The sequence below is a fragment of the Caulobacter vibrioides genome, assembly GCF_002858865.1.
In the GTDB taxonomy this organism is placed as follows: domain Bacteria; phylum Pseudomonadota; class Alphaproteobacteria; order Caulobacterales; family Caulobacteraceae; genus Caulobacter; species Caulobacter vibrioides.
In genome coordinates, this window is the sequence record NZ_PJRR01000004.1 from 174,585 (window position 1) to 194,242 (window position 19,658).

The following is a 19,658-nucleotide window of genomic DNA, read 5'->3' on the forward strand; positions in this document are numbered from 1 at the left end:
ATGTTTCATTTACCACTCAATAATCAATTCGGGGCCGAAATACTTGAAATAATATCGCGGAGGAGCCGTTAACTATGAAGATGCTCTACGTATCTGCAGCTATAGTGCCGCTACTATTTGTCGCACCTTCTCACGTTTTGGCCCAAACCGCAGCCACGAAAACGGCGGAGGCCCCGGGCAAACCGGCGGCGAATGCGCCGGCCAGCCGTGAAGAAGTGTTCTCCACCGGCGTGGCCAAGGGCCGTGATCGCCTGGACAGCGCCACCTCGACCAGCGCGCTGCGCGAAAGGGACATCGAGGTCTCCGGCGGGCGTTCGCTGGGCGACCTGCTGCGCAACCTGCCGGGCATCCGGACCGAGTCGTCCACCGGCGACGGCAGCTCGGCCTACACGATCCGCGGCCTGCCCCTGGCGTCCGGCGGCTCGAAGTACATGCAGCTGCAGGAAGACGGCCTGCCGGTCCTGGAATTCGGCGACTTCTTCAACGGCGCCGTCGACATCTATATTCGCGCCGATCTCAATCTGGCTGCGGTCGAATCCATCCGCGGCGGCTCGTCCTCGACCTTTGCGTCGAACTCGCCGGCCGGCGTGATCAACCTGATTTCCAAGACCGGGGATGTGAAGGGCGGCACGGTCCTGCTGACCACCGGGCTAGACTACGACACCAACCGCGTGGACTTCTCCTACGGCGCGCCCATCAACGACAACTGGCGCTTCCACGTCGGCGGCTTCTACCGGGTGGGCGAAGGACCTCGGAAGGTCGGCTTCGACGCCTTCAAGGGCGGCCAGCTGAAGTTCAATGTCACCCGGCAGTTTGAAAACGGCTACGTCCGACTCTCAGGCAAGTATCTGGACGACCGCTCGCCACACTACCTGCCCGGCCCGATCCGCATCACCGGTACCAATGACGATCCGGTCTTCAGCAGCTTCAACACCTACGATGTCCGGCACGACTCGATGAACGCCGGCAATCTGGGCAAGCTCATTACGCTCGACGCCGACAACAAGCCGGTTCAAATGCCGCTGAGCCAAGGCATGAACGCCTTGGTCAAGTCGATCGGCCTGGAGTCGCAGTTCGAGGTCCAGGGCTGGACGATCACCCAGCGCGGCCGCTACTCGGACATCGAGGGCGGGACGCTCCGCAACCTGGTCGCCAACATCTTTTCCGGCGCCGCCATGCCCGCCTCGCTGGGCGCCGGCACGGGAACCTTCAGCTACGCCACGGGCCCGAGCGCCGGTCAGGTCATCACCAATCTCGGCGCGCTCAACGGCAACGGCCTGGTCGTCGGGAGCTCGCTGAACCGCATCGAGTCGCGCTCGCTGAACAACTTCATCAATGATCTGCGCGCCACGCGGGCCTTTGATGTCGGCAAGGGTGAGCTGACGGTGACGGGCGGCGTCTACAAGTCGATCCAGGACTACACCAGCGACTGGCTCTACAGTAACCACCTCCAGGATGTGGCGGCCGACGGCAATTCGTCGCTGATCAACTACACCAACGCCGCCGGCGTGCCGCAGACCCAGAACGGCTATCTGGGCTTCAACCGGTCCGGCCCCACCGCGTTCTTCCGCCGCAGCTATGACCTCCGCTACAACATCACCGCGCCCTACGGTTCGCTGAACTATCGTATCGGCAAGATGGCGATCGGGGGCAGCCTGCGCTATGACGGCGGTCGGGTGCGCGGCGATCTCTACGGCGCGGATTTGGGCGGCGGCCGCATCGGCATCAAGTCGGTCGACTTCAACGGCGACGGCGTCATCTCCGTCGCGGAATCGAAGACCGCCTTCACGCCCTTCGACAGCCCGGCGCCCGTTCACTACAACTACGGCTATGTCAGCTATTCGGTCGGCGTGAACTACCGCGTCGCCGAGCCGTTCGCGGTCTTCGCCCGCTACAGCCGCGGGGCGCGGGCCGGGGCCGACAAGCTGCTGTTCTCGACCAAGGTCAGCACCGCCGACGGCCGCCTGCTCAACAAGTCCGACGGCTATGACATCGTCAAACAGTTCGAAGCCGGGTTCAAATACCGCGCGCCGAACTTCACGGTGAACGTCACCGCCTTCAGCGCCGACACCGAAGACACCAACGTCCAGGCCGGCGCCATCACCACCGACCGGACCTACAAGGCCTATGGCGTGGAGGCCGAAGGCACCTATCGCCACGGTCCGTTCAGCGTGCGGGGCGGCGTCACCTATACCGACGCCGAACTCGTCAATGACAAGCTGAACGCCGCGGTCGCCGGCAAGGTCCCGCGCCGCCAGCCCGATTTCATCTACCAGGCCACGCCCCAGCTTGATCTGGGCCAGGTGACGATCGGCGCCAACATCATCGGCACGACCGAAAGCTGGGTGCAGGACAACAACCTGATGAAGATGCCCGGCTACACGCTGGTCGGCGCCTTCGCCCAGTATCGCGTGACCGACAAGCTCCAGCTGATGCTGAACGCCGAGAACCTGTTCGACAAGGTCGCGATCATCGAGATCACCACCCCGTCGGTCCCGGCCAACGGCATCGGTCTTGGCCGCGCCGCCAACGGCCGCACGGTCTCGATGTCGGCCCGCATGCACTTCTGATCTAAGTCTGGCGTCCGGCGCCCCCCCCCGGCGCCGGCGACCCTTGCGAGCCCGTCCGGCTTGGAGCGTCCCTCCAGGCTTGGCGGGCTCGATCCGTTAAGAGCTGAGCGCAGAGCGCGGCGGTGCTTGATCCGCGCCGCCACCTCGGCCCACACTCGCCCCCATGGACGAAAACCCGCTCCGCACTCTGGATTCCTTCGAGCTCCTGAAGCTGGGCAAGGCGTCGGTGACGGTGGGGAGCCTCACGACGGGGCTGTTGATCGTACTGGTGGCGCTGTTCGCCGCGCGGCTGACCTCGGCGGGGCTGCGGCGTCTGCGCCAGAGGGCGGGGGGCAACGCCGCCTCGCTCTATGTCGTCGAGAAGGTCGCCGGTTACAGCCTGGTGGTGGTCGGCGTCATGGCGGGCCTCTCGACCATGGGTCTGGACCTGACCTCGCTGACGGTGTTCGCCGGCGCGCTGGGCGTGGGGGTCGGTCTTGGCCTGCAGGGGGTGATCAAGGACTTCGCTTCGGGCGTCAGCTTGGTGTTCGAGCGGCTGGTGGCGGTGGGCGACTTTGTCGAGCTGCCGAATGGCGGGCGCGGCGTGGTGCACGAGATCGGCCCGCGCGCCACGCGCATCCGCACCAATGACAGCACCGACATCATCGTGCCCAACTCGGTGCTGGTGAACGATCAGGTGATCAACTGGACCCTGCGCGGCACCAACCGCCGCCTGCGCGTGCCGTTCGTCACCGCCTTCGGGACCGACAAGGAAAAGGTGCGCGAGGCGGTGCTGAAGGCCGCCAAGGCCGCGCCCTTCACCTCGCCCGACGACGCCACCCGCCGCGCCCAGGTGTGGCTGGTCGGCTATGGCGAGAGCAGCTTGAAGTTCGAGCTGGTGGTCTGGCCCACCGTCGAGGCCGTGCGGCGTCCGGCGGCGATCTTCGCGGCCTATACCTGGCTGATCGACGATGCGCTGCGCGAGGCGGGCATCGAGATTCCCTATCCGCAGCGCGACATCCGCCTGCGCGGCCTGTTCGGCGAGGAAGGCGAGGAGGCCATGGCCAGTCTGCGCCTGGAGCCGGCCGCGCGCCGGCGCAAGGCGTCGAAGGCCGCCCGGATCGGCTCCAGCAACGACGCCGCCGCCGACCTGGAACGCGAGGATCCCGAGGAAGCGCCGAAGGTCCCGCCGCCGCCTGAACGACGATAAGCTTGACGCGCTTTTTGCGTCGCCGCATGGTTCTCGCAATTGCGAAATGATCCCCTCGTGAAGGGGACGAAGCGGGGAGTGACCGGCATGAAGACGCCGCGCGGCTTTTTCAAACCCTTGGCCATCGGCGCGCCGACGCCCTATCGCGAGCTGCCCGCCCGCGTGGAGCGGATGATCCACTTCGTGCCGCCGCACCTGGAAAAGGTGCGCGCCAAGCTGCCCGAGATCGCCCCCACCGTCGACGTCATCCTGGCCAATCTGGAAGACGCCATCCCCGCCGACGCCAAGGGCGCGGCCCTGGCGGGCCTGGTGGCCATGTCGCGCGAGGTGGATTTCAAGGCCCTGGGCGTCGGCTTCTGGACGCGGATCAACTGCCTCAACTCGCCCTGGCACCTGGATGAGATCGCCACCATCGTCGAGAAGGCCGGCGACAAGATCGACGTGATCATGGTGCCCAAGGTCGAGGGGCCGTGGGACATCTTCTACATGGACCAGCTCTTGGCCTCGCTGGAGGCCAAGCACGGCGTCACCCGGCCGATCCTGCTGCACGCCATCCTCGAAACGGCCGAGGGCGTGATGAACGTCGAGGCCATCGCCGCGGCCAGCCCGCGCATGCAGGGGATCAGCCTGGGGCCGGCGGACCTGGCCGCCAGCCGCGCCATGAAGACGACCCGCGTGGGCGGGGGACATCCGGGCTATCGGGTGATCGAAGATCCGCATGCGGACGGTTCTGCGAGGGTCAGCGTTCAGCAGGACCTCTGGCACTACACCTTCGCCAAGATGGTCGACGCCTGCGCGGCCCACGGCATCAAGCCGTTCTACGGCCCGTTCGGGGCCATCGACGATCCGGTCGCCTGCGAGCAGCAGTTCCGCAACGCCTTCCTGATGGGCTGCGCCGGCGCCTGGAGCCTGCACCCCAGCCAGATCGAGATCGCCAAGCGCGTGTTCAGCCCGGACCCCGCCGAGGTCGCCTTCGCCCGGAAGATCCTGGAGGCCATGCCGGATGGCACGGGCGTGGCCATGATCGACGGCAAGATGCAGGACGACGCGACCTGGAAACAGGCCAAGGTGATGGTCGATTGCGCGCGGCAGATCGCGGGCAAGGACGCGGAGTATGCGGCGCTTTATGGGTTTTAAGCGCTGAACGACTCTCCTCCCCCTCTGGGGGAGGGGGACCGCCGAACGGCGGTGGAGGGGCCGGCCGAGCCGGCTACCTCCCTGTCAGATCAGGATGCGGTTCGCCTGCAGGCCACAGGATGTAGCCTTGCCGCCCGCAGGCCCCTCCACCCGCGTTCGCGGGTCCCCCTCCCCCGATGGGGGAGGAGAGGGCGTCTTCGACTAGTTCCCCGCCACCGTCGTCACCACCTTGGCCCCCGCCGTCAGCAGCTTGTGGATCGGGCATTTCTCGGCGATCTGGAACAGGCGCTCGCGCTGTTCGTCGGTGAGGTCGCCCTCCAGGGTGATGATCCGCTCGAAGCGCTCGTGGGGCGTCGTCTCCTTGTCGAACGACGAGAACACCTCGACGTGCAGGCCGCTGATGTCCCAGCCCTTCTGGTTGGCGTAGAGGCGTAGGGTCATGGTGGTGCAGGCCGCCAGGCCCGCCGCGACCAGCTCATGCGGATCGGGACCCAAATCGAGCCCGCCCTGCGCCGCCGACAGGTCCGCGACGATCGTCGCCGGACCCGCCGTCACGAAGGTCTGCAAGCCGCCATGGCCGCTGTCGGTGGCGGTGGCGAACGGGCGGGTGGGGGTGTCGGTCATCGGCGGATCCTTGAATGGAGCGCTGAAGCTGGCGCTTCGGCCCCCGCCGTTCAAGGCCGCGCTTGTGTGACCGGCGTCAGGGTGAAGTCTGGCGCGTGGTCGGGACCCAGGGTGATCGAGGCGATGGGGATCACGGGCCGGTCGCCGACGAGGCCGATCTCGAACCGCTCCAGCAGACTGGCCAGCACGATCTGCGCCTCGGCCAGGGCGAAGCTGGCTCCGATACAGACGCGCGGTCCGGCCCCGAACGGCAGGAAGGCTTCGATCCCCCAGGGATGGGGCTGGTCGATGAAGCGGTCAGGAACGAAGGCGGTGGGCGCGTCCCACAGCTTGCGATGGCGGTGGATCAGCCAGGGGCTGATGGTGATCATGCAGCCCGCCGCCACGGCGTGGCCGGCGATCTCGTCCTGCGCCAGGGCCTGGCGGCCGACCAGGGGCGCCGAGGGGTAGAGCCGCAGCGTCTCGAACAGCACCGACCGCATCAAGGGCCAGGCCTTCAGGTCGTCGAGCGTGCGGATGTCGGCGGCCGGGGTGATCCGGGCCTCGGTGCGAACCTTGGCCTGCACGTCCGGCGCCTGCGCCAACAGATAGGCGGCCCAGAACAGGAGCCTGGAGGTCGTCTCGAAACCGGCTCCCAGCATCGAGCCGCACTGATCGCGGACTTCCTTGTCGGGAAGGGGGGCGCCGTCCTCGTCGCGGAGCGATAGGAGCCGATCCAGCAGATCGCGCGGCGGATCATGCGGGTGGCTTCGACGCTCGGCGATCAGCCGCTCGACGATCGCGAACCATTGCCGGCCTTGTCGGCGTCGCGATCCGTCCAACCAGGTCATGTCATCGGCGCCCCGGCTGATGAAGTCGGTCAGGTTGAAGTGGGCAGGGCCTTCCATATAGCGGCGGGCGATCTCGGCGAGGTGCGCGCCTTCGCCGTCAGCGCGGCGCGAGAAAAGCGCCCGCAGCACCGCGTCCAGCGTGGCATGATGGAAGGCTTGCGACAGGTCGGCGCGGTCCCGGCCGGCGAGGCTGTCGGCCAGCGCGTCGCCGGCGCCGATGAAATGCGGCAGCAGATCGTTGATCGCCGCCGGGCTGAACGCGGGCGCCAGGCTCTTGCGTTGCCGCTTCCAGGTGTCGCCCTCGACCAGTAGCACGCCCTCGCCGACGAGAGGCTTCAGGGTGCGACCAGCCTTCACGGGCCGGATGTAGTTGGGCGAGGTCAGGATGCGGCGGGCGGCGGCGGGATCGCTCACCACCAGGCCCGGCTGGCCCAGGAACACATACGGCGTGAAGAGGTTGTCGAAGTCCTCCTCGCACCAGGCGCCGACCATGTTGCGGCTCATCTCCCAGGCGATGCGCAACTCGCCAAACAGAGCATAGCCGAGCGGGTGGGGATGAACCTTGGGCGCGGGCGGGATCAGGGAATTCGACGCGGAGACGGCGTCGCGTGTTTGGGCGGCGAGGACGTCAGCGTCCATGGTGCGGCCTTCCGGATTTCAGGAGTCCCCAGTGGGCTCCATCCGGAACGGCACCCTAGGCGGGTTCAGGTTGCGATGCAATAATTCATCGCGCGCTGAATTACGCTGCGGCGACCTGTTGCGCGAAGACGTCGAACACCCGCTGGGCGCCGCGCCAGACCTCTACGAAGTCGCAGCGGTGGTGCATGTCCAGAAGCTCGGAGGCCCGCAGACGCGCGGCGGCGTCGTCGGCGCACGGGGTCACGTCGAAGCGAGGAACCGAACCGTCGGACTCGACACAGAAGAAGGTGAACACCTGCATGGGAACTGTCCGCTCTCACCAGGCGGGGCCGCGCACGTTCGATGGCGGGGGCCGCAGGGCGCAGGTCGGCTTCCGCAACCTGCTACAGAACAACATAGGACTCTATGTCGCGATTCACCAGACTCAGAGAGTCTCGAATCGAGACTCACCTGGGGATCAACCCTGTGGATAAAACGAGGCGACATCGGGGCGGTTCCGCGTCGGAATCTCGCCTCTTTCCCTTCGGGGATTTGGCCACTAGGTTCGCACCCCTTCATCAACGGCGACGATAAGAGTCCATGGCCGCCCACTATCTCGATTTCGAACGCCCCATCGCCGACCTGGAAAGCAAGATCGAAGAGCTGAGCCGGCTCTCCGAAACCGCTGGTCCCGGCGCGTTCGACACCGAGATCCAGGCCCTCCGCGACCGCGCTCAAGAGCTGCGCAAGGAGGCCTACGCCAATCTGGACGCCTGGCAGAAGACCATGGTCGCCCGCCATCCGCAGCGGCCGCACCTGCGCGACTATGTGGCCGGCCTGATCGACGAGTTCGTCGAGCTGCGCGGCGACCGCAAGTTCGCCGACGACCAGGCCATCGTCGGCGGCCTTGGCCGGTTCCGCGGCCAGCCGGTCGTGGTCATGGGCCACGAGAAGGGCCACGACACCACCACGCGCCTGAAGCACAATTTCGGCATGGCTCGCCCCGAGGGCTACCGCAAGGCCGTGCGCCTGATGGACATGGCCGAGCGCTTCAACCTGCCGGTCATCACCTTTGTCGACACGGCCGGCGCCTATCCGGGCCTGGGCGCTGAAGAGCGCGGCCAGGCCGAGGCCATCGCCCGTTCGACCGAGCGCTGCCTGACCCTGGGCGTGCCGATGGTCGCCACCATCGTCGGCGAGGGCGGCAGCGGCGGCGCGATCGCCCTGGCCGGCGCCAACCGCGTGCTGATCCTGGAGCACTCGATCTATTCGGTGATCTCGCCGGAAGGCGCGGCCTCGATCCTGTGGCGCGACGGCGCCCGGGCCAAGGACGCGGCCACCCAGATGCGCATCACCGCCCAGGATCTGATCAAGCTGGGCATCGTCGATCGCATCGTCGAAGAGCCCGCCGGCGGGGCCCACTCCGACACCGAAGCGGCGATCCAGGCGGTGGGCGACGCGGTCGAGGACGAGCTGAAGGCCATGGCCGCTATGAGCCCGGCTGAGCTGAAGAAGCAGCGCTCGGACCGCTTCTACGCCATCGGCCGCGCAGGCCTGCAATAGTCGGACAAGGACCAACCCATGCTGCTTCGGACGATGATGATCGCCGCCGCCCTGCTGTGCTTAGCGCCCGTCGCAGCCCAGGCGCAGGCCGAGGACGGCGTCCGGTTCAGTCCCGACTATGATCGGTGTCGGGAAAAGCCGGAGAACGACAACACCCCCGGGATCCTTCGGTGCGGCGACGCCGAGCTCAAGTTTCAGGACGCCCGCCTGAACAAGGCCTACAGGGCGGACATGGCTGACCTGGCCGACGCGCCGGACGCCAAGGCCGCGCTGCTCAAGGCCCAGCGGGCCTGGATCGCCTTCCGCGACGCCGACTGCGCGACGGTCCAGGCGTTGAGCGGCGGCACCATCCGTCCGATCTATGTGCAGAGCTGCTATCTGAAGCACACGGCGCGCCGGGCCCAGGCGCTGGAAGAACTGCTCCAGCCCTGATTCAGATCGTTGGAGCCCTTTTTATCCGATCTGATTGGTTCAATCAGATCGGAAAGGGCTCTAGGCCTTCGCCAGCGACGCGGTTCTGAACTTCAGCGAGCACCGCGTACAACTCGGCCACCGCGAGCGGCTTGGCCAGGACCCCGTCCGCGCCTGCGGCTCGATAGCGGCGGACGTCGTCCTCGAAAACATTGGCCGTCAGCATGACGATCGGCGTGCGGTCCTTGCCGATACCCAGGGCGCGGATCGCCTCGACGGCGGACGGACCATCCATTCGCGGCATGTTGGCGTCCATCAGGATGAGGTCGAACGGCGTCGATCGCGCCGCCTCCACTGCAGCGGCGCCGTCTTCGACAACGGTTGGCGTAATGCCGACCTGCTCCAGCAGCAAACGCAGGACGCGCTGGTTGGCGGGATTGTCCTCGGCCGCCAGAATCCGCAGCGGCAGGTCGGTCAGCGCATCGACCGGCGCAGGCTCGGCCTGGGCGTCGACGGCCTCGGCCACGAAGCTGAACCAGAACTGCGAACCCCGCTCGGGCGCCGGCTGATAGCCAATGTCGCCGCCCATGGCGCGCAGGTTCGCCGCGCAGATCGCCAGGCCAAGCCCCGCGCCGCCAGCTTCGCGTCCCAGCGCGGCTTGCTGGAAGGGGTCGAAGATCCGATCGATGTCCTCCGCCGGCACGCCCGCGCCGCTGTCCTCGACCACAATGCGGAAGGTCGGTGCAGCGCTCGGCGTCGTTTCAACGCGGACCAGGATCTTGCCGCCGGCGGGTGTGAACTTGATGGCGTTGGAGACGAGGTTGGTCAGGGTTTGCTCGATCTTGCCGCTGTCCGCCGAAATCCAGCAGGGGTCAGGGCAGGCCGAGAGGTCAAGCTGAAGATCAAGCTGCGCGGCGCCGGCCGCAGCGCGCCAGACACCGGTTACCTCGCGCGCCAGATCGGCGAGGTTGAAGGGGGTGGGGACCAGCGGCGTGGCGCCGCTTTCGATGCGGGCGAAATCCAGAACCGAGCTCAACAGGCGCAGGAGCATGCCGCCGGCCTGGCGCACACCGTCGACATGCTCGCGCTGTGTCGCGTCCAGAGGGCTTCGGGCAAGGACCTCCGCCAGCCCGAGCACCGCGTTCAGCGGCGTGCGAACCTCATGGCTGGCGACCGCCAGGAGATGGGTCTTGGCCCGGCTGGCCGCCTCGGCGGCTGCGAGGCTTTCCTCAAGCCGCGCGCGGGCCTCCTGCGCGGCCCGCTCGGCCCTGCGCCGCTCGAAGGCCCGCCCCAGCACCGCGCCGACCTGGTCGAGAAAGGCGAGCGTCTCCGCGTCGGGGCCTCGTCCATGGTCGTGAAAGAACTCGACGACCGCAGCGATCTCGTCGCCGACCAGAATGGGAAAGCCGACGCCCTGATTGAGGCCTAGGGCGCTTGCGGCGCGCCGGCGCTCGGCCGGGCAACTGGCGAGGCTCTCGATGGAGCAGGCGCCGCGCAGCCGCATCACTTGGCCGAGCACGCCGCCGCCGATCTGGGCGCGGCGCGGCGTGGTCGCCCGCCGAAGCGCTACGATGTCCATATCGGGCGGGGCCAGCCACAACGCCGTGGGTTGCAGCCAGTCCATCGCCGCGGCGTCGGTCTCGACCAGTTGGACGTGTCCGACGGGCCAGCCCGTCTGGCTTCCGATCGCCCTGAGCGCGGCGCGCAGGACGGTGTCGAGATCGTCGCTGCGATTGGCCTCAAGCGCCAGGTCCGCCAAGAGCCGCATCCGCTCGCCTTGCCGGTAGAGGCGATGGGTCGCCGCCTCGGCGATCGCTTCAGCCTCGCGACGCGCCAGCAGTTCGCGGCTCAGCCGGCGTTCGAGACGGGCGATGCGCGCTTCGCGGTCCGAGGCGGCTTCGACCTGCGCGGGCGAAAACGGGATGACGGCGCTAGTCATTCGCCGCCGCCTCTAGCGACGGCCAACCGATGTGAAAGACACAGGCGCTGTCGCCCTTTTCCACGCAGGCGGCGTGTTCAAAGGTGATGACCTCGTGAAACTGTCGCGCGGCGCCCTCGGTGAAGCCCTGCGCCAGGGCGCACATGCGCCGCTGTGACGTGTAGGCCATGGCGACGCCGCCGGCGTCGATCGCTCGCAGCTTCAGATGGGGACACGCCGCGCCCGCGTAGAGCTTGTGCACCTCGGCATGGATGATGTCGTTGACGCCCGCCAGGAAGCTGCGCGAGCTCACATGACCTTCGAAGAACACGGGATAGGCGCGCGCCAGGTGCGGCATCGCTTCCTGCCCGAACCAGCGCAGGAGCTCGCCGCGCGACAGCGACAGTCGGGCGCTGGCCGTCTCGACCAGGGTTTCCCACTCCTCGTCGTCGTAGCTGCCCAGCGAGGTGTAGGCGCCGGACACGCCGGCTTCGTCGAGGATGTCGTCCCAGGCGTCCGCTCCATGAGTGGCCGAGACAACCTCCTGCAACAGGTTGAAGATCACACCCTTCATGGCGCCGCCCGTCCCGTTCGCGACCGTCCAAGAGCCTTGGCCGTCCGCGCTCCCTGATTTTCTTATTGGCGACGCCCGCCCGACGAGGCGTGCACGACGCTCGTCGAACAGCGTCTTTCTTAACTTAAGTGTTTTCGGTACGCGATCGTTTGCACGGATCTGGAGGCGCGGCCTTCGGTCGCAAGACCCAGGGTTCCATCGTCGCGACCATGAAAGCGCGCATTGAGTCGCAAGCGCTCAACTCGGCGTCAGGAGGCTTCAAGAGTTGGGCCGTCAGGATTTTCCGCGGGTGGCGAAGCGCGTTACAGTGCCCGCCAAGGAGCCTTCACGATGAACCCACGTCTCGTCAGCGCCTGGATGGCGGCCGCTTTGCTGGGTTTGGTCGCGTCCGACGCGTCGGCGCAGGCGGCCAAACCAGCGGCGTCGCCCAAAGCCGGCGCCGCGACCCGGTCGATGACGGCCCTCGATCGGTGCCTGGCCACGCCAGAGGGGCAGTCGACCTATGGCATGATCGCTTGTATCGGCGCGGAGATCGGTGTGCAGGACGCTCGCCTCAATCGCGCCTATCAGGCGGCGCTGATGCGGCTGGACCGCCCGCGCCAGAAGGCCGCCCTGCAGAAGGGCCAGCGCGCCTGGATCGCCTTCCGCGACGCTGATTGCGCCGCCTATGTCGATGAGGACTGGGGCTCGCTGGCCAGGGTCGAGGCCAACCAGTGCGTGCTGGATCGCACCCGCCAGAGGGCCGAGGAACTGGAACGCTTCCGCACCGCCTATTAGGCGCTTGCCTGACGTAGCGGGCGCCGCCGCATAGTCTCTGAAAACCGGAGGGAGAAGGCGGCCATGGCCATCAAGACGCGTTTCACCGAGCTGTTCGGCGTCGAGCACCCGATCGCTCAAGGCGGCATGCAATGGGTCGGCAAGGCCGAGCTGGTCAGCGCCGTCGCCAACGCCGGGGCGCTGGGCTTTCTCACCGCCCTGACCCAGCCCACGCCCGAGGCGCTGTCCAAGGAAATCGCCCGCACCCGCGAGATGACCGACAAGCCGTTCGGCGTGAACCTGACCATCCTGCCCGCCATGACCCCGCCGCCCTACGCCGAGTATCGCGCGGCGATCATCGAGAGCGGGATCAAGATCGTCGAGACCGCCGGCTACAAGCCCCAGGAGCATGTCGATCACTTCAAGGCCAACGGCGTGAAGGTGATCCACAAATGCACCGCCGTCCGCCACGCGCTGAGCGCTGAGCGCATGGGCGTCGACGCCATCTCGATCGACGGTTTTGAGTGCGCCGGCCATCCGGGCGAGGACGACATCCCCGGCCTGATCCTGATCGCCGCCGCCGCCGACAAGGTGAAGATCCCGATGCTGGCCTCGGGCGGCATCGCCGACGCGCGCGGCCTGGTGGCGGCTTTGGCGCTGGGCGCCGACGGGGTCAACATGGGCACCCGCTTCTGCGTCACCCAGGAGGCCCCGATCCCGATGGCCTTCAAGGAGCAGATGGTCGCCAATGACGAGCGCCAGACCGATCTGATCTTCCGCACCCTGCACAACACCGCCCGCGTCATGCGCAACGCCGTCAGCCAGGAGGTGGTGCAGATCGAGCGGGCCGGCGGCGCCAAGTTCGAGGACGTGGCCCATCTGGTGGCCGGCACGCGGGGTCGCGACGCCCTGGCGCAGGGCGACACCGACGGCGGCATCTGGAGCGCCGGCATGGTCCAGGGCCTGATCCACGACATCCCGACCGTGAAGGATCTGGTCGACCGCATGGTCGCCGAGGCCGAGGAGCTGATCCGGGGCCGTCTGGCCAGGATGCTGGGCTGAGGCTGATGCGGGCGGGCCGGGCTGTCAGCCGCCGCCCTTGGCGGTGCGCCGCGCCATCTCACCCCAACCACGAAAACGCTGGAGCCTTCCCGCCCGCCCGATAAATGTCCTACAAATCCGGCGACGTTGCGGGAGGGGCAGGGGTGAGCATCGCTTCGAGACATCCGGGCGCGGTCGCCGAGCCGCAAGGCCCGGCGGCCCAGGAGGCGTCCGCAAACGCGCGCCTGGGCTGGGTTGACCAGCTGCGGGGCCTGGTCATGGTCATCATGGCGCTGGACCATGTGCGGGACTTCGTCCATCGCGGCGCCATGTCGGCGCTGCCGACCGACCTGGCGACGACCACGCCGCTGCTGTTCGCCACCCGCTGGATCACCCATGTCTGCGCGCCGGCCTTCGCCCTGACGGCGGGCGTCGGGGCCTTCCTGTGGTGGAGCCGGGGGCGCAGCCGGGCCCAGCTCTCCGGGTTCCTAGTCTCACGCGGCCTGTGGCTGATGCTCCTCGAGCTCGTCGTCATGCGCCTGGCCTATTACTTCTCCGTGTCGCTGCAGAGCCCGGTTCTGCTGCTGGTGCTGTGGGCGCTGGGGCTGTCGATGATCGCGCTGGCCGCCCTGGTCTGGCTGCCGAGGGCTTGGCTGGCCCCGCTGGCGGTCGCGATCCTGCTGCTGCACCCGCTGCTGGACATCGCCCCGTTCGGCGCCGGCATGAGCTTTCTCCACGAGGTCGGGATCGTTCAGCTGTTCGGCGCGACGGTGGTGAGTCCGTATCCGCTGATCCCTTGGGCGGCGATCATGCTGCTGGGCTTTGCGATGGGGCCGGCGATCCAGGCGGGGCGGCTCAGCGCCCGGACGTTCGCGGGCCTGGGCCTCGCCGCTCTGGCCGGCTTCGTGGCGCTGCGCCTGGCCAACCTGTACGGCGATCCCGCGCCGTGGAGCCCGCAGGCCTCGCCGGTCTACAGCCTGATGGCCTTCGTCAATGTCACCAAGTATCCGGCCTCGCTGGATTTCACCCTGTTGACCCTGGGCCTGATTTTCCTGCTGGCGGCGCTCCTGGTCCGGACGCCCGGCCGGCCCTCCGCCGTCCGAGGCGCGCTGGAGGTCCTGGGGCGCGTACCGCTGTTCTACTATCTGCTGCACTTCTTCCTGGCCCACCTGATCGCCACCGGACTGGCGCTGGCGACCTACGGGGCGCAGGCCTTGAGCTTTGTCTTCACGCCCTATCCCTCGCTGGGCGGGCCGAAGGAGGCTTTCCCCGCCGACTTCGGGCACGGCCTGCTGACCGTCTATGTCGTCTGGCTGATCGTGGTCGCCGTCTGCTATCCGGCCTGCCTGTGGTTCGCCAAGGTCAAGGCGCGTCGCCGGGCGTTGTGGTTGAGCTACCTGTAGGCCGGGGCTGGGGCGGATCGTCGCAGAGCCCGAATTTGGCCAAGCTTCCAAGGCGACCTTAACCGCCGTCCCGTACACTTGGGGCATCGGTGAAGAGGACCCATGGCCCGTCCGCTCCTGGATGACAGCATCGACCTGATCGCCTCGACCGGACGCCAGGCGCGCCCGGCGCGACTGGGCATGGCTGTGCTGGTGGCGGGGTTCCTGGGGTTCAACGTCAGCGCCGCGATCGCGATCGTCTGGTTCGCCGCGGCGATGGTCGCCGAGGTCTATGGCCTTGGCGTCACCCGGCTGTCGCGACGCCTGAACCTGTCGCCCGTGCTGCGGCGCCTGGGCTATGTGACCGTCGTGATCGTCATGGTCGGGGTCTGGACGGCCCTGACCCTCGTGCTGTGGACCTCGGGCAACCCGGCCCTGCAGTGGGCCGCCATCTGCCTGGCGGCCGGCCAGCTGATCCACGCCCAGTCGGTGACCTTCCGCGCCCCCGTGCTGTTCGCGATCGACGTCGGCATGCCCTCGACCTCGCTGATCGTCATGCCGATCCTCACCGGCGGCTTCGCCCCGGTCCAGATCGCCACCATGATGACCGCCGTGGCGCTGATGCTGCTCTATACGTTCACCAGCGCGACCGCGAACAACCGCCGCATCGCCGCGCTGGAGGCCGCCGAGGCCCAGGCCCTCAAGGCCAGCGAGGCCAAGTCCGCCTTCCTGGCCATGATCAGCCACGAGATCCGCACCCCGATGAACGGCGTGCTGGCCATGACCGACGCCCTGTCGCGCGCCGACCTCGGCCCCGACCAGGCCCGCCAGACCGCGCTGCTCAAGCGCTCGGGCGAGGACCTGATGACCCTGCTCAACGACGTGCTCGACATCTCGCGCATCGAGGCCGGCAAGCTGGAGATCGAGCGCCAGCCCTTCGACCTGCCCGAGCTGCTCGGCGACCTGCGCGCCCTGTGGACGCCGGCCGCGACCGACAAGGGCCTGGACCTGGTGCTGACCATCGCCCCCGGTCTGGACGCCTACCGGCTGGGCGATCCCACCCGCCTGCGGCAGATCCTCGGCAACCTCATCTCCAACGCGGTCAAGTTCACCCGGTCGGGCGGCGTGGCCCTCAGCGCCCGCCCCGGCGAGGCCCCGGGCGCGGTGGTCTTCGACGTCGCCGACACCGGCATCGGCATGACGCCCGAGCAGCAGGGGCGGCTCTTCCAGTCCTTCTCCCAGGCCGACGCCTCGATCGCCCGCCGCTTCGGCGGCAGCGGTCTTGGCCTGTCGATCTGCAGCCAGCTGGCGACGCTGATGGACGGCGCGATCACGGTCGACAGCGATCTCGGCTCCGGTTCGACCTTCCGCCTGACCCTGCCGCTGCCCGTCACCGAGCGCCCCGCCGCGCCCGCCCCGGCGGAGCCCGCCGCCGACACCGCCGAGACCCCGGCGACCCCCGACAGCCTGGCTGGCTTGACGGTGCTGGTCGCCGACGACCATCCGGTCAACCAGGCCGTGGCCCGCGCCATCCTCGAGGCCGTCGGCGCCCGCGTCGCCGTCGCCGACAACGGCGAGGCCGCCCTGGCCAGCCTGAAGTCCGCCCCGGCCGACCTCGTGCTGATGGACCTGCACATGCCCGGCCTCGGCGGCCGCGAGACCGTCCGCCGCATCCGCCGCGGCGAGGGCGGCGACCCGGCCGTGCCGATCATCGCCCTGACCGGCGAGGCCCTGGGCGAGGATCCCGCCGCCTGGCGCGCCGAAGGCTTCGACGCTGTGCAGCAGAAACCGGTGGTCGCCCGCGACCTCCTGGCCGCCGCCGCCCGGCTGACGGCGCGGACCGCCTGACGGCGCGAGCTTCTGCAAATCCTCCCCCCAGCGGGGGAGGTGTCCGCGCAGCGGACGGTGGGGGAAGTCCTGCTGAGCTTGCCCCTTCCCCCTCCGTCGTCACTTCGGGCCGACACCTCCCCCGCTGGGGGGAGGATTGGGGGCGTCCTATCCTTCCGCCCCCCTCTGGGGGCGGACGACCGCGTAGCGGTCAGGTGGGGGCCTGCGGCGGTAGCGGGCCCTTTCCCCACTCGCCCCCTCCGCGCTGACGCGCTCCTCCCCTAGAGGGGGAAGAAGGTTTCGCGCACGCACGCCGCCGCCGGCGGTGACGAGGCCATCGTCCTGCTCTCGCCCGCCTGCGCGTCGTTCGACCCGTTCAGTGACGTCGAAGCGCGCGGTGAAGCGTTCCACACGGCGGTGAACGGCTTGAGCGCGAGCGGCGGCAAGGCAGCGGTGGCCTAGGGGCTTTCTGTTAGGGCGCTTTTGGTCAAGGGATCAGGTTCGCTTGGCCCGGCTCGCGCCGCAGGCGACGTAGCCGCCGGGCCGTCCCGCCGGAAGCGAATTCACATTCGTTTACACGTTAACTGACTTAGTCCGTTATATGACTTGGTCTTGTGCGAGCGCGCAGGAGAAGGCGAGCCTGCTCAGAGGTATGTTGAAGTCGGTGTCCGCGCCTCTACTCGAAATAGTCTTGGCGTCGGATCAAATTTAATCAGACTAAGCTGCTGGCCTACAAGGTTAGATGCCTTGTGTTCAAGTGCTTGAATTTCCTGGGGGGAACATGGCGTCAACTAAAACTAAGCTGGCAGCGGTGGTCGCGGCGATATTGGCTGTCAGTGCTGCGGGGGCGGCCATGGCGGAGCCGGCCGCTGCTTCCTGGCTCGACAACACCGAAAAGCTCCGCGTCGAGAAGACCGGCGGCGGCAAGCTTGGGAAAGCCAACTACGCCTTGGGCGAGTTTACGGGCGTCGGAGGGCTGACCGTTGTGCGGACCTCGGGGTTTAGTGTCCTCGAAGGCGCCTACAGCAGCGTCAAAAAGAAATACGATAACAGGTTCACCGTCTTGCTGCCCGGGCAGACCGAGCACGTCGATGTGACCTGCACGGGCGGGCAGGCGCGGGCCGGTCTGACGTGGGTTGCGTTCAAGCGATCAAAACTCGCCTATCACTGCGACTATGTCGGCGGCGGCGTGCCGGCGGGAACAGCTTTCGACCTGGCTCTGTCCGAACCCGGCTTCATGAAATCCCTGGAGCAGCCGCAGCGCGCCGGTGAGTTCATCCTTGGTGATATCGTCCTGAAGGCCGAAACGCGTCAGGTCGACACCAAGTTGATCTCGAGCCCGACCGTCCTTGGCTACGTGTTCAGCCGAGGGGGCGTGGACGTGTGCGCTATCAGTTTTGCCGGCTGGAAAAAGACGATTTACCTGCCAAAGGCGGGCGACCCCAACCGGACGGCCTGCGCCCTGCTGGCCCTCTCGCTCAATTTCTTCAACGACCTTGGCAACCTCTAGGCGGCGTGAAGTCTTATCGCCCAACAGTGTGACCTTACGAATGTAAGGGTGCGCCTACCATTTATCTGGACGTCAAACCTCAGATTGATGTGGATCTTAGGATTCCTCGCGATGAGGTTTTCGGGTGAGTATACATGCTAAAGTCGAATGACTATGCGCTTGTTCATCGTGCAGCGAAGGTTTCGATAGTATCGCGCCTTGGGCTAACCTTGGTCGTTGCAGCGTGCGTGGCGTTGAGCGGTTGCAACCCGACGGGTGCAAAGTCGCAAGCGCCAAGTCCCGGGAAAGAGGCGGAGGGCGCGGCCTCTGTGGCGCAAACCCCAAATCCTGGGAAACCCCCGACGGGTGGCGTTTGGGTCGAAGGCCCGAACAGTGATGACGAAACAATGATTTGGGAGGACGGCCTTGGCCAATATCTCTCGTTTGTGTGCTTTGATGAGCACTTCACTGTTGAAGCCCTTTTTTCAAAGACGGTAACGGGTAAGTCAAAATTAGGGCGGCTTTATTTGGGCGATGGCAGCAATGATGGCCACGCCAAAGTCTATTCTGACAAGGCAGAAGTAAAGGGATACAACAACAGCTTTTACTTCTTTGTTCCTTTCACCGCAGCGTTCCTCGAAGATCTGGAAGCGACCAAGAAGATGACGGTCGAGGTCGGTGGATCGCGTATCACGCCCAACCCTCCCCCGGAAAATGTTCTCAAGGCATTCATCGCCGGGTGCGGCAACTGGCAATTGTCTGACGAAGTGTCGGCGCCAGAAAACTTGCCCTTTCCAGCGATTGAGACGGCTAACAGCCCTGAGGTGGCGATGTCCGCCGTCGCCTCGGGCGCGCCCGTCTCTGCGTGGCGCTTTCGGGATAGCTTGATCGGGGGGGGGTACGGTCCGGAAATGGTCGCGCTCCCCGCCGGTAAGTTCATCATGGGGGCTCCCAAGACGGATCGGAAGGCGGCGCTTGATGAAATCCAACTTCCGGTTCGCATTGGATACCCGTTTGCCGTTGGCCAGTATCCGGTCACGGTGCATGAGTATCTTGCCTGCGCTGCCGCCGGGGGTTGCAGGCTCCCGGAATGGAAGGAAGCCAAGGCTGTGGTTGGCCCCCTGCTCGATCCCAATGCTAAGGTTGATCCCTTCGCCCCGAACAATCCCTATGAGCGTCTGGGGCTATTGGTTAGCGCCCCCGCCAGCCCCGTGGTCGGCATAAGCTGGGAAGACGCCAAGGCTTATGCCGCCTGGCTGAGCCGCAAGACTGGGCAGCGCTATCGCCTGCTTACAGAGGCGGAATGGGAATATGCGGCGCGTGCCGGCTCCACGACGACCTACCCATGGGGCGATAAGATAGGCGTCAATAACGCCAACTGCGGCCATTGTGGCAGCCTATGGGATGACGAGTCGATGTCACCTGTCGGTAGTTTTGCGCCCAATGCCTTTGGTCTCTACGACATGATAGGCAATGTAGAAGAGTGGGTCGAAGACTGTTATGCGCCGAGGTCACCCGCTCACCCCTCCGACGGCTCTGCCTATGTTGACAGCGAGTGCCGCGGTCACGTCACCCGCGGTGGAGCTTTTTACGATGGGATTGGTCAACTCCGCTCTGCAAGTCGTAGCATGAACGTTAGTGACAGAGAGAATGGCCTTGGATTTCGGATAGCGCGAACGCTTCCACATTAGTGACTAAGGTCCGAGGATAGGGACGCGCAAGACTAGGT

General features: G+C 66.9%; 16 protein-coding genes and 2 pseudogenes. 12 read left to right on the top strand and 6 right to left on the bottom strand.

The window, feature by feature from the left end:
• Positions 1-74 precede the first annotated feature (74 nt).
• From CVUC_RS01210 to CVUC_RS01220, 3 genes are all read left to right on the top strand, one after another.
• Positions 75-2,570, top strand: coding sequence for a TonB-dependent receptor domain-containing protein (locus CVUC_RS01210; protein WP_096034156.1), 2,496 nt, complete (start codon positions 75-77; stop codon positions 2,568-2,570).
• A gap of 163 nt (positions 2,571-2,733) precedes the next feature.
• The gene (locus CVUC_RS01215) at positions 2,734-3,759 is read left to right on the top strand and encodes a mechanosensitive ion channel family protein (protein WP_096034155.1); all 1,026 of its coding nucleotides are present in this window, start codon (positions 2,734-2,736) and stop codon (positions 3,757-3,759) included.
• Between the two features lie 78 nt (positions 3,760-3,837).
• The gene (locus tag CVUC_RS01220) at positions 3,838-4,896 is read left to right on the top strand and encodes an HpcH/HpaI aldolase/citrate lyase family protein (protein WP_096034154.1); all 1,059 of its coding nucleotides are present in this window, start codon (positions 3,838-3,840) and stop codon (positions 4,894-4,896) included.
• On the opposite strand, the pseudogene CVUC_RS20155 reads toward CVUC_RS01220, so the two are convergent.
• From CVUC_RS20155 to CVUC_RS01240, 4 genes and pseudogenes are all read right to left on the bottom strand, one after another.
• Positions 4,897-4,962 (bottom strand): annotated as a pseudogene (locus CVUC_RS20155) (hypothetical protein); the annotation flags it as partial. It lies immediately after the preceding gene.
• Positions 4,963-5,097: 135 nt separating this feature from the next.
• Complete coding sequence (locus CVUC_RS01230) at positions 5,098-5,520, bottom strand: OsmC family protein (RefSeq protein ID WP_024265892.1); 423 nt, start codon at positions 5,518-5,520, stop codon at positions 5,098-5,100.
• A 50-nt stretch (positions 5,521-5,570) separates the two neighbouring features.
• The gene (locus CVUC_RS01235) at positions 5,571-6,989 is read right to left on the bottom strand and encodes a cytochrome P450 (RefSeq protein WP_096034153.1); all 1,419 of its coding nucleotides are present in this window, start codon (positions 6,987-6,989) and stop codon (positions 5,571-5,573) included.
• Positions 6,990-7,089: 100 nt separating this feature from the next.
• Positions 7,090-7,290, bottom strand: coding sequence for a hypothetical protein (locus CVUC_RS01240; RefSeq protein WP_096034152.1), 201 nt, complete (start codon positions 7,288-7,290; stop codon positions 7,090-7,092).
• Positions 7,291-7,568: 278 nt separating this feature from the next.
• On the opposite strand from CVUC_RS01240, the gene CVUC_RS01245 reads away from it, so the two are divergent.
• Together CVUC_RS01245 and CVUC_RS01250 are read left to right on the top strand one after the other, a co-directional pair.
• Positions 7,569-8,531 carry an acetyl-CoA carboxylase carboxyltransferase subunit alpha gene (locus tag CVUC_RS01245; protein ID WP_010920832.1) on the top strand — a complete coding sequence of 321 codons (963 nt, stop codon included), beginning with the start codon at positions 7,569-7,571 and terminating at the stop codon, positions 8,529-8,531.
• 18 nt (positions 8,532-8,549) lie between these two features.
• The gene (locus CVUC_RS01250) at positions 8,550-8,963 is read left to right on the top strand and encodes a lysozyme inhibitor LprI family protein (RefSeq protein WP_096034151.1); all 414 of its coding nucleotides are present in this window, start codon (positions 8,550-8,552) and stop codon (positions 8,961-8,963) included.
• 43 nt (positions 8,964-9,006) lie between these two features.
• Here the strand turns inward: CVUC_RS01250 and CVUC_RS01255 are convergent, their stop codons facing one another.
• Positions 9,007-10,881 carry a hybrid sensor histidine kinase/response regulator gene (locus CVUC_RS01255; RefSeq protein ID WP_096034150.1) on the bottom strand — a complete coding sequence of 625 codons (1,875 nt, stop codon included), beginning with the start codon at positions 10,879-10,881 and terminating at the stop codon, positions 9,007-9,009.
• Positions 10,874-11,434 carry a heme NO-binding domain-containing protein gene (locus tag CVUC_RS01260; RefSeq protein WP_096034149.1) on the bottom strand — a complete coding sequence of 187 codons (561 nt, stop codon included), beginning with the start codon at positions 11,432-11,434 and terminating at the stop codon, positions 10,874-10,876. Before CVUC_RS01260 ends, CVUC_RS01255 begins: the two co-directional genes overlap by 8 nt.
• A 330-nt stretch (positions 11,435-11,764) precedes the next feature.
• Here CVUC_RS01260 and CVUC_RS01265 point away from each other — a divergent pair, with 330 nt between their 5' ends.
• The 7 genes and pseudogenes from CVUC_RS01265 to CVUC_RS01300 all read left to right on the top strand — a co-directional run bounded on the left by CVUC_RS01265 (position 11,765) and on the right by CVUC_RS01300 (position 19,620).
• Complete coding sequence (locus CVUC_RS01265; protein WP_096034148.1) at positions 11,765-12,211, top strand: lysozyme inhibitor LprI family protein; 447 nt, start codon at positions 11,765-11,767, stop codon at positions 12,209-12,211.
• 63 nt (positions 12,212-12,274) lie between these two features.
• Complete coding sequence (locus tag CVUC_RS01270) at positions 12,275-13,252, top strand: NAD(P)H-dependent flavin oxidoreductase (protein WP_096034147.1); 978 nt, start codon at positions 12,275-12,277, stop codon at positions 13,250-13,252.
• 143 nt (positions 13,253-13,395) lie between these two features.
• Positions 13,396-14,634: a DUF1624 domain-containing protein gene (locus tag CVUC_RS01275; protein WP_164468202.1), complete on the top strand. Its 1,239-nt coding sequence runs from the start codon at positions 13,396-13,398 to the stop codon at positions 14,632-14,634.
• A 102-nt stretch (positions 14,635-14,736) separates the two neighbouring features.
• Entirely contained in the window at positions 14,737-16,461 is a 1,725-nt protein-coding gene (locus tag CVUC_RS01280) for an ATP-binding protein (RefSeq protein WP_096034145.1), read from the top strand.
• A gap of 291 nt (positions 16,462-16,752) precedes the next feature.
• Positions 16,753-16,902: pseudogene (murD, locus tag CVUC_RS01290) on the top strand (UDP-N-acetylmuramoyl-L-alanine--D-glutamate ligase); the annotation flags it as partial.
• Between the two features lie 295 nt (positions 16,903-17,197).
• On the top strand, positions 17,198-17,950 hold the full coding sequence (locus tag CVUC_RS01295; protein WP_164512756.1) for a hypothetical protein: 753 nt from the start codon (positions 17,198-17,200) through the stop codon (positions 17,948-17,950).
• Between the two features lie 308 nt (positions 17,951-18,258).
• The gene (locus tag CVUC_RS01300) at positions 18,259-19,620 is read left to right on the top strand and encodes a formylglycine-generating enzyme family protein (RefSeq protein WP_233279791.1); all 1,362 of its coding nucleotides are present in this window, start codon (positions 18,259-18,261) and stop codon (positions 19,618-19,620) included.
• Positions 19,621-19,658: the final 38 nt, after the last annotated feature.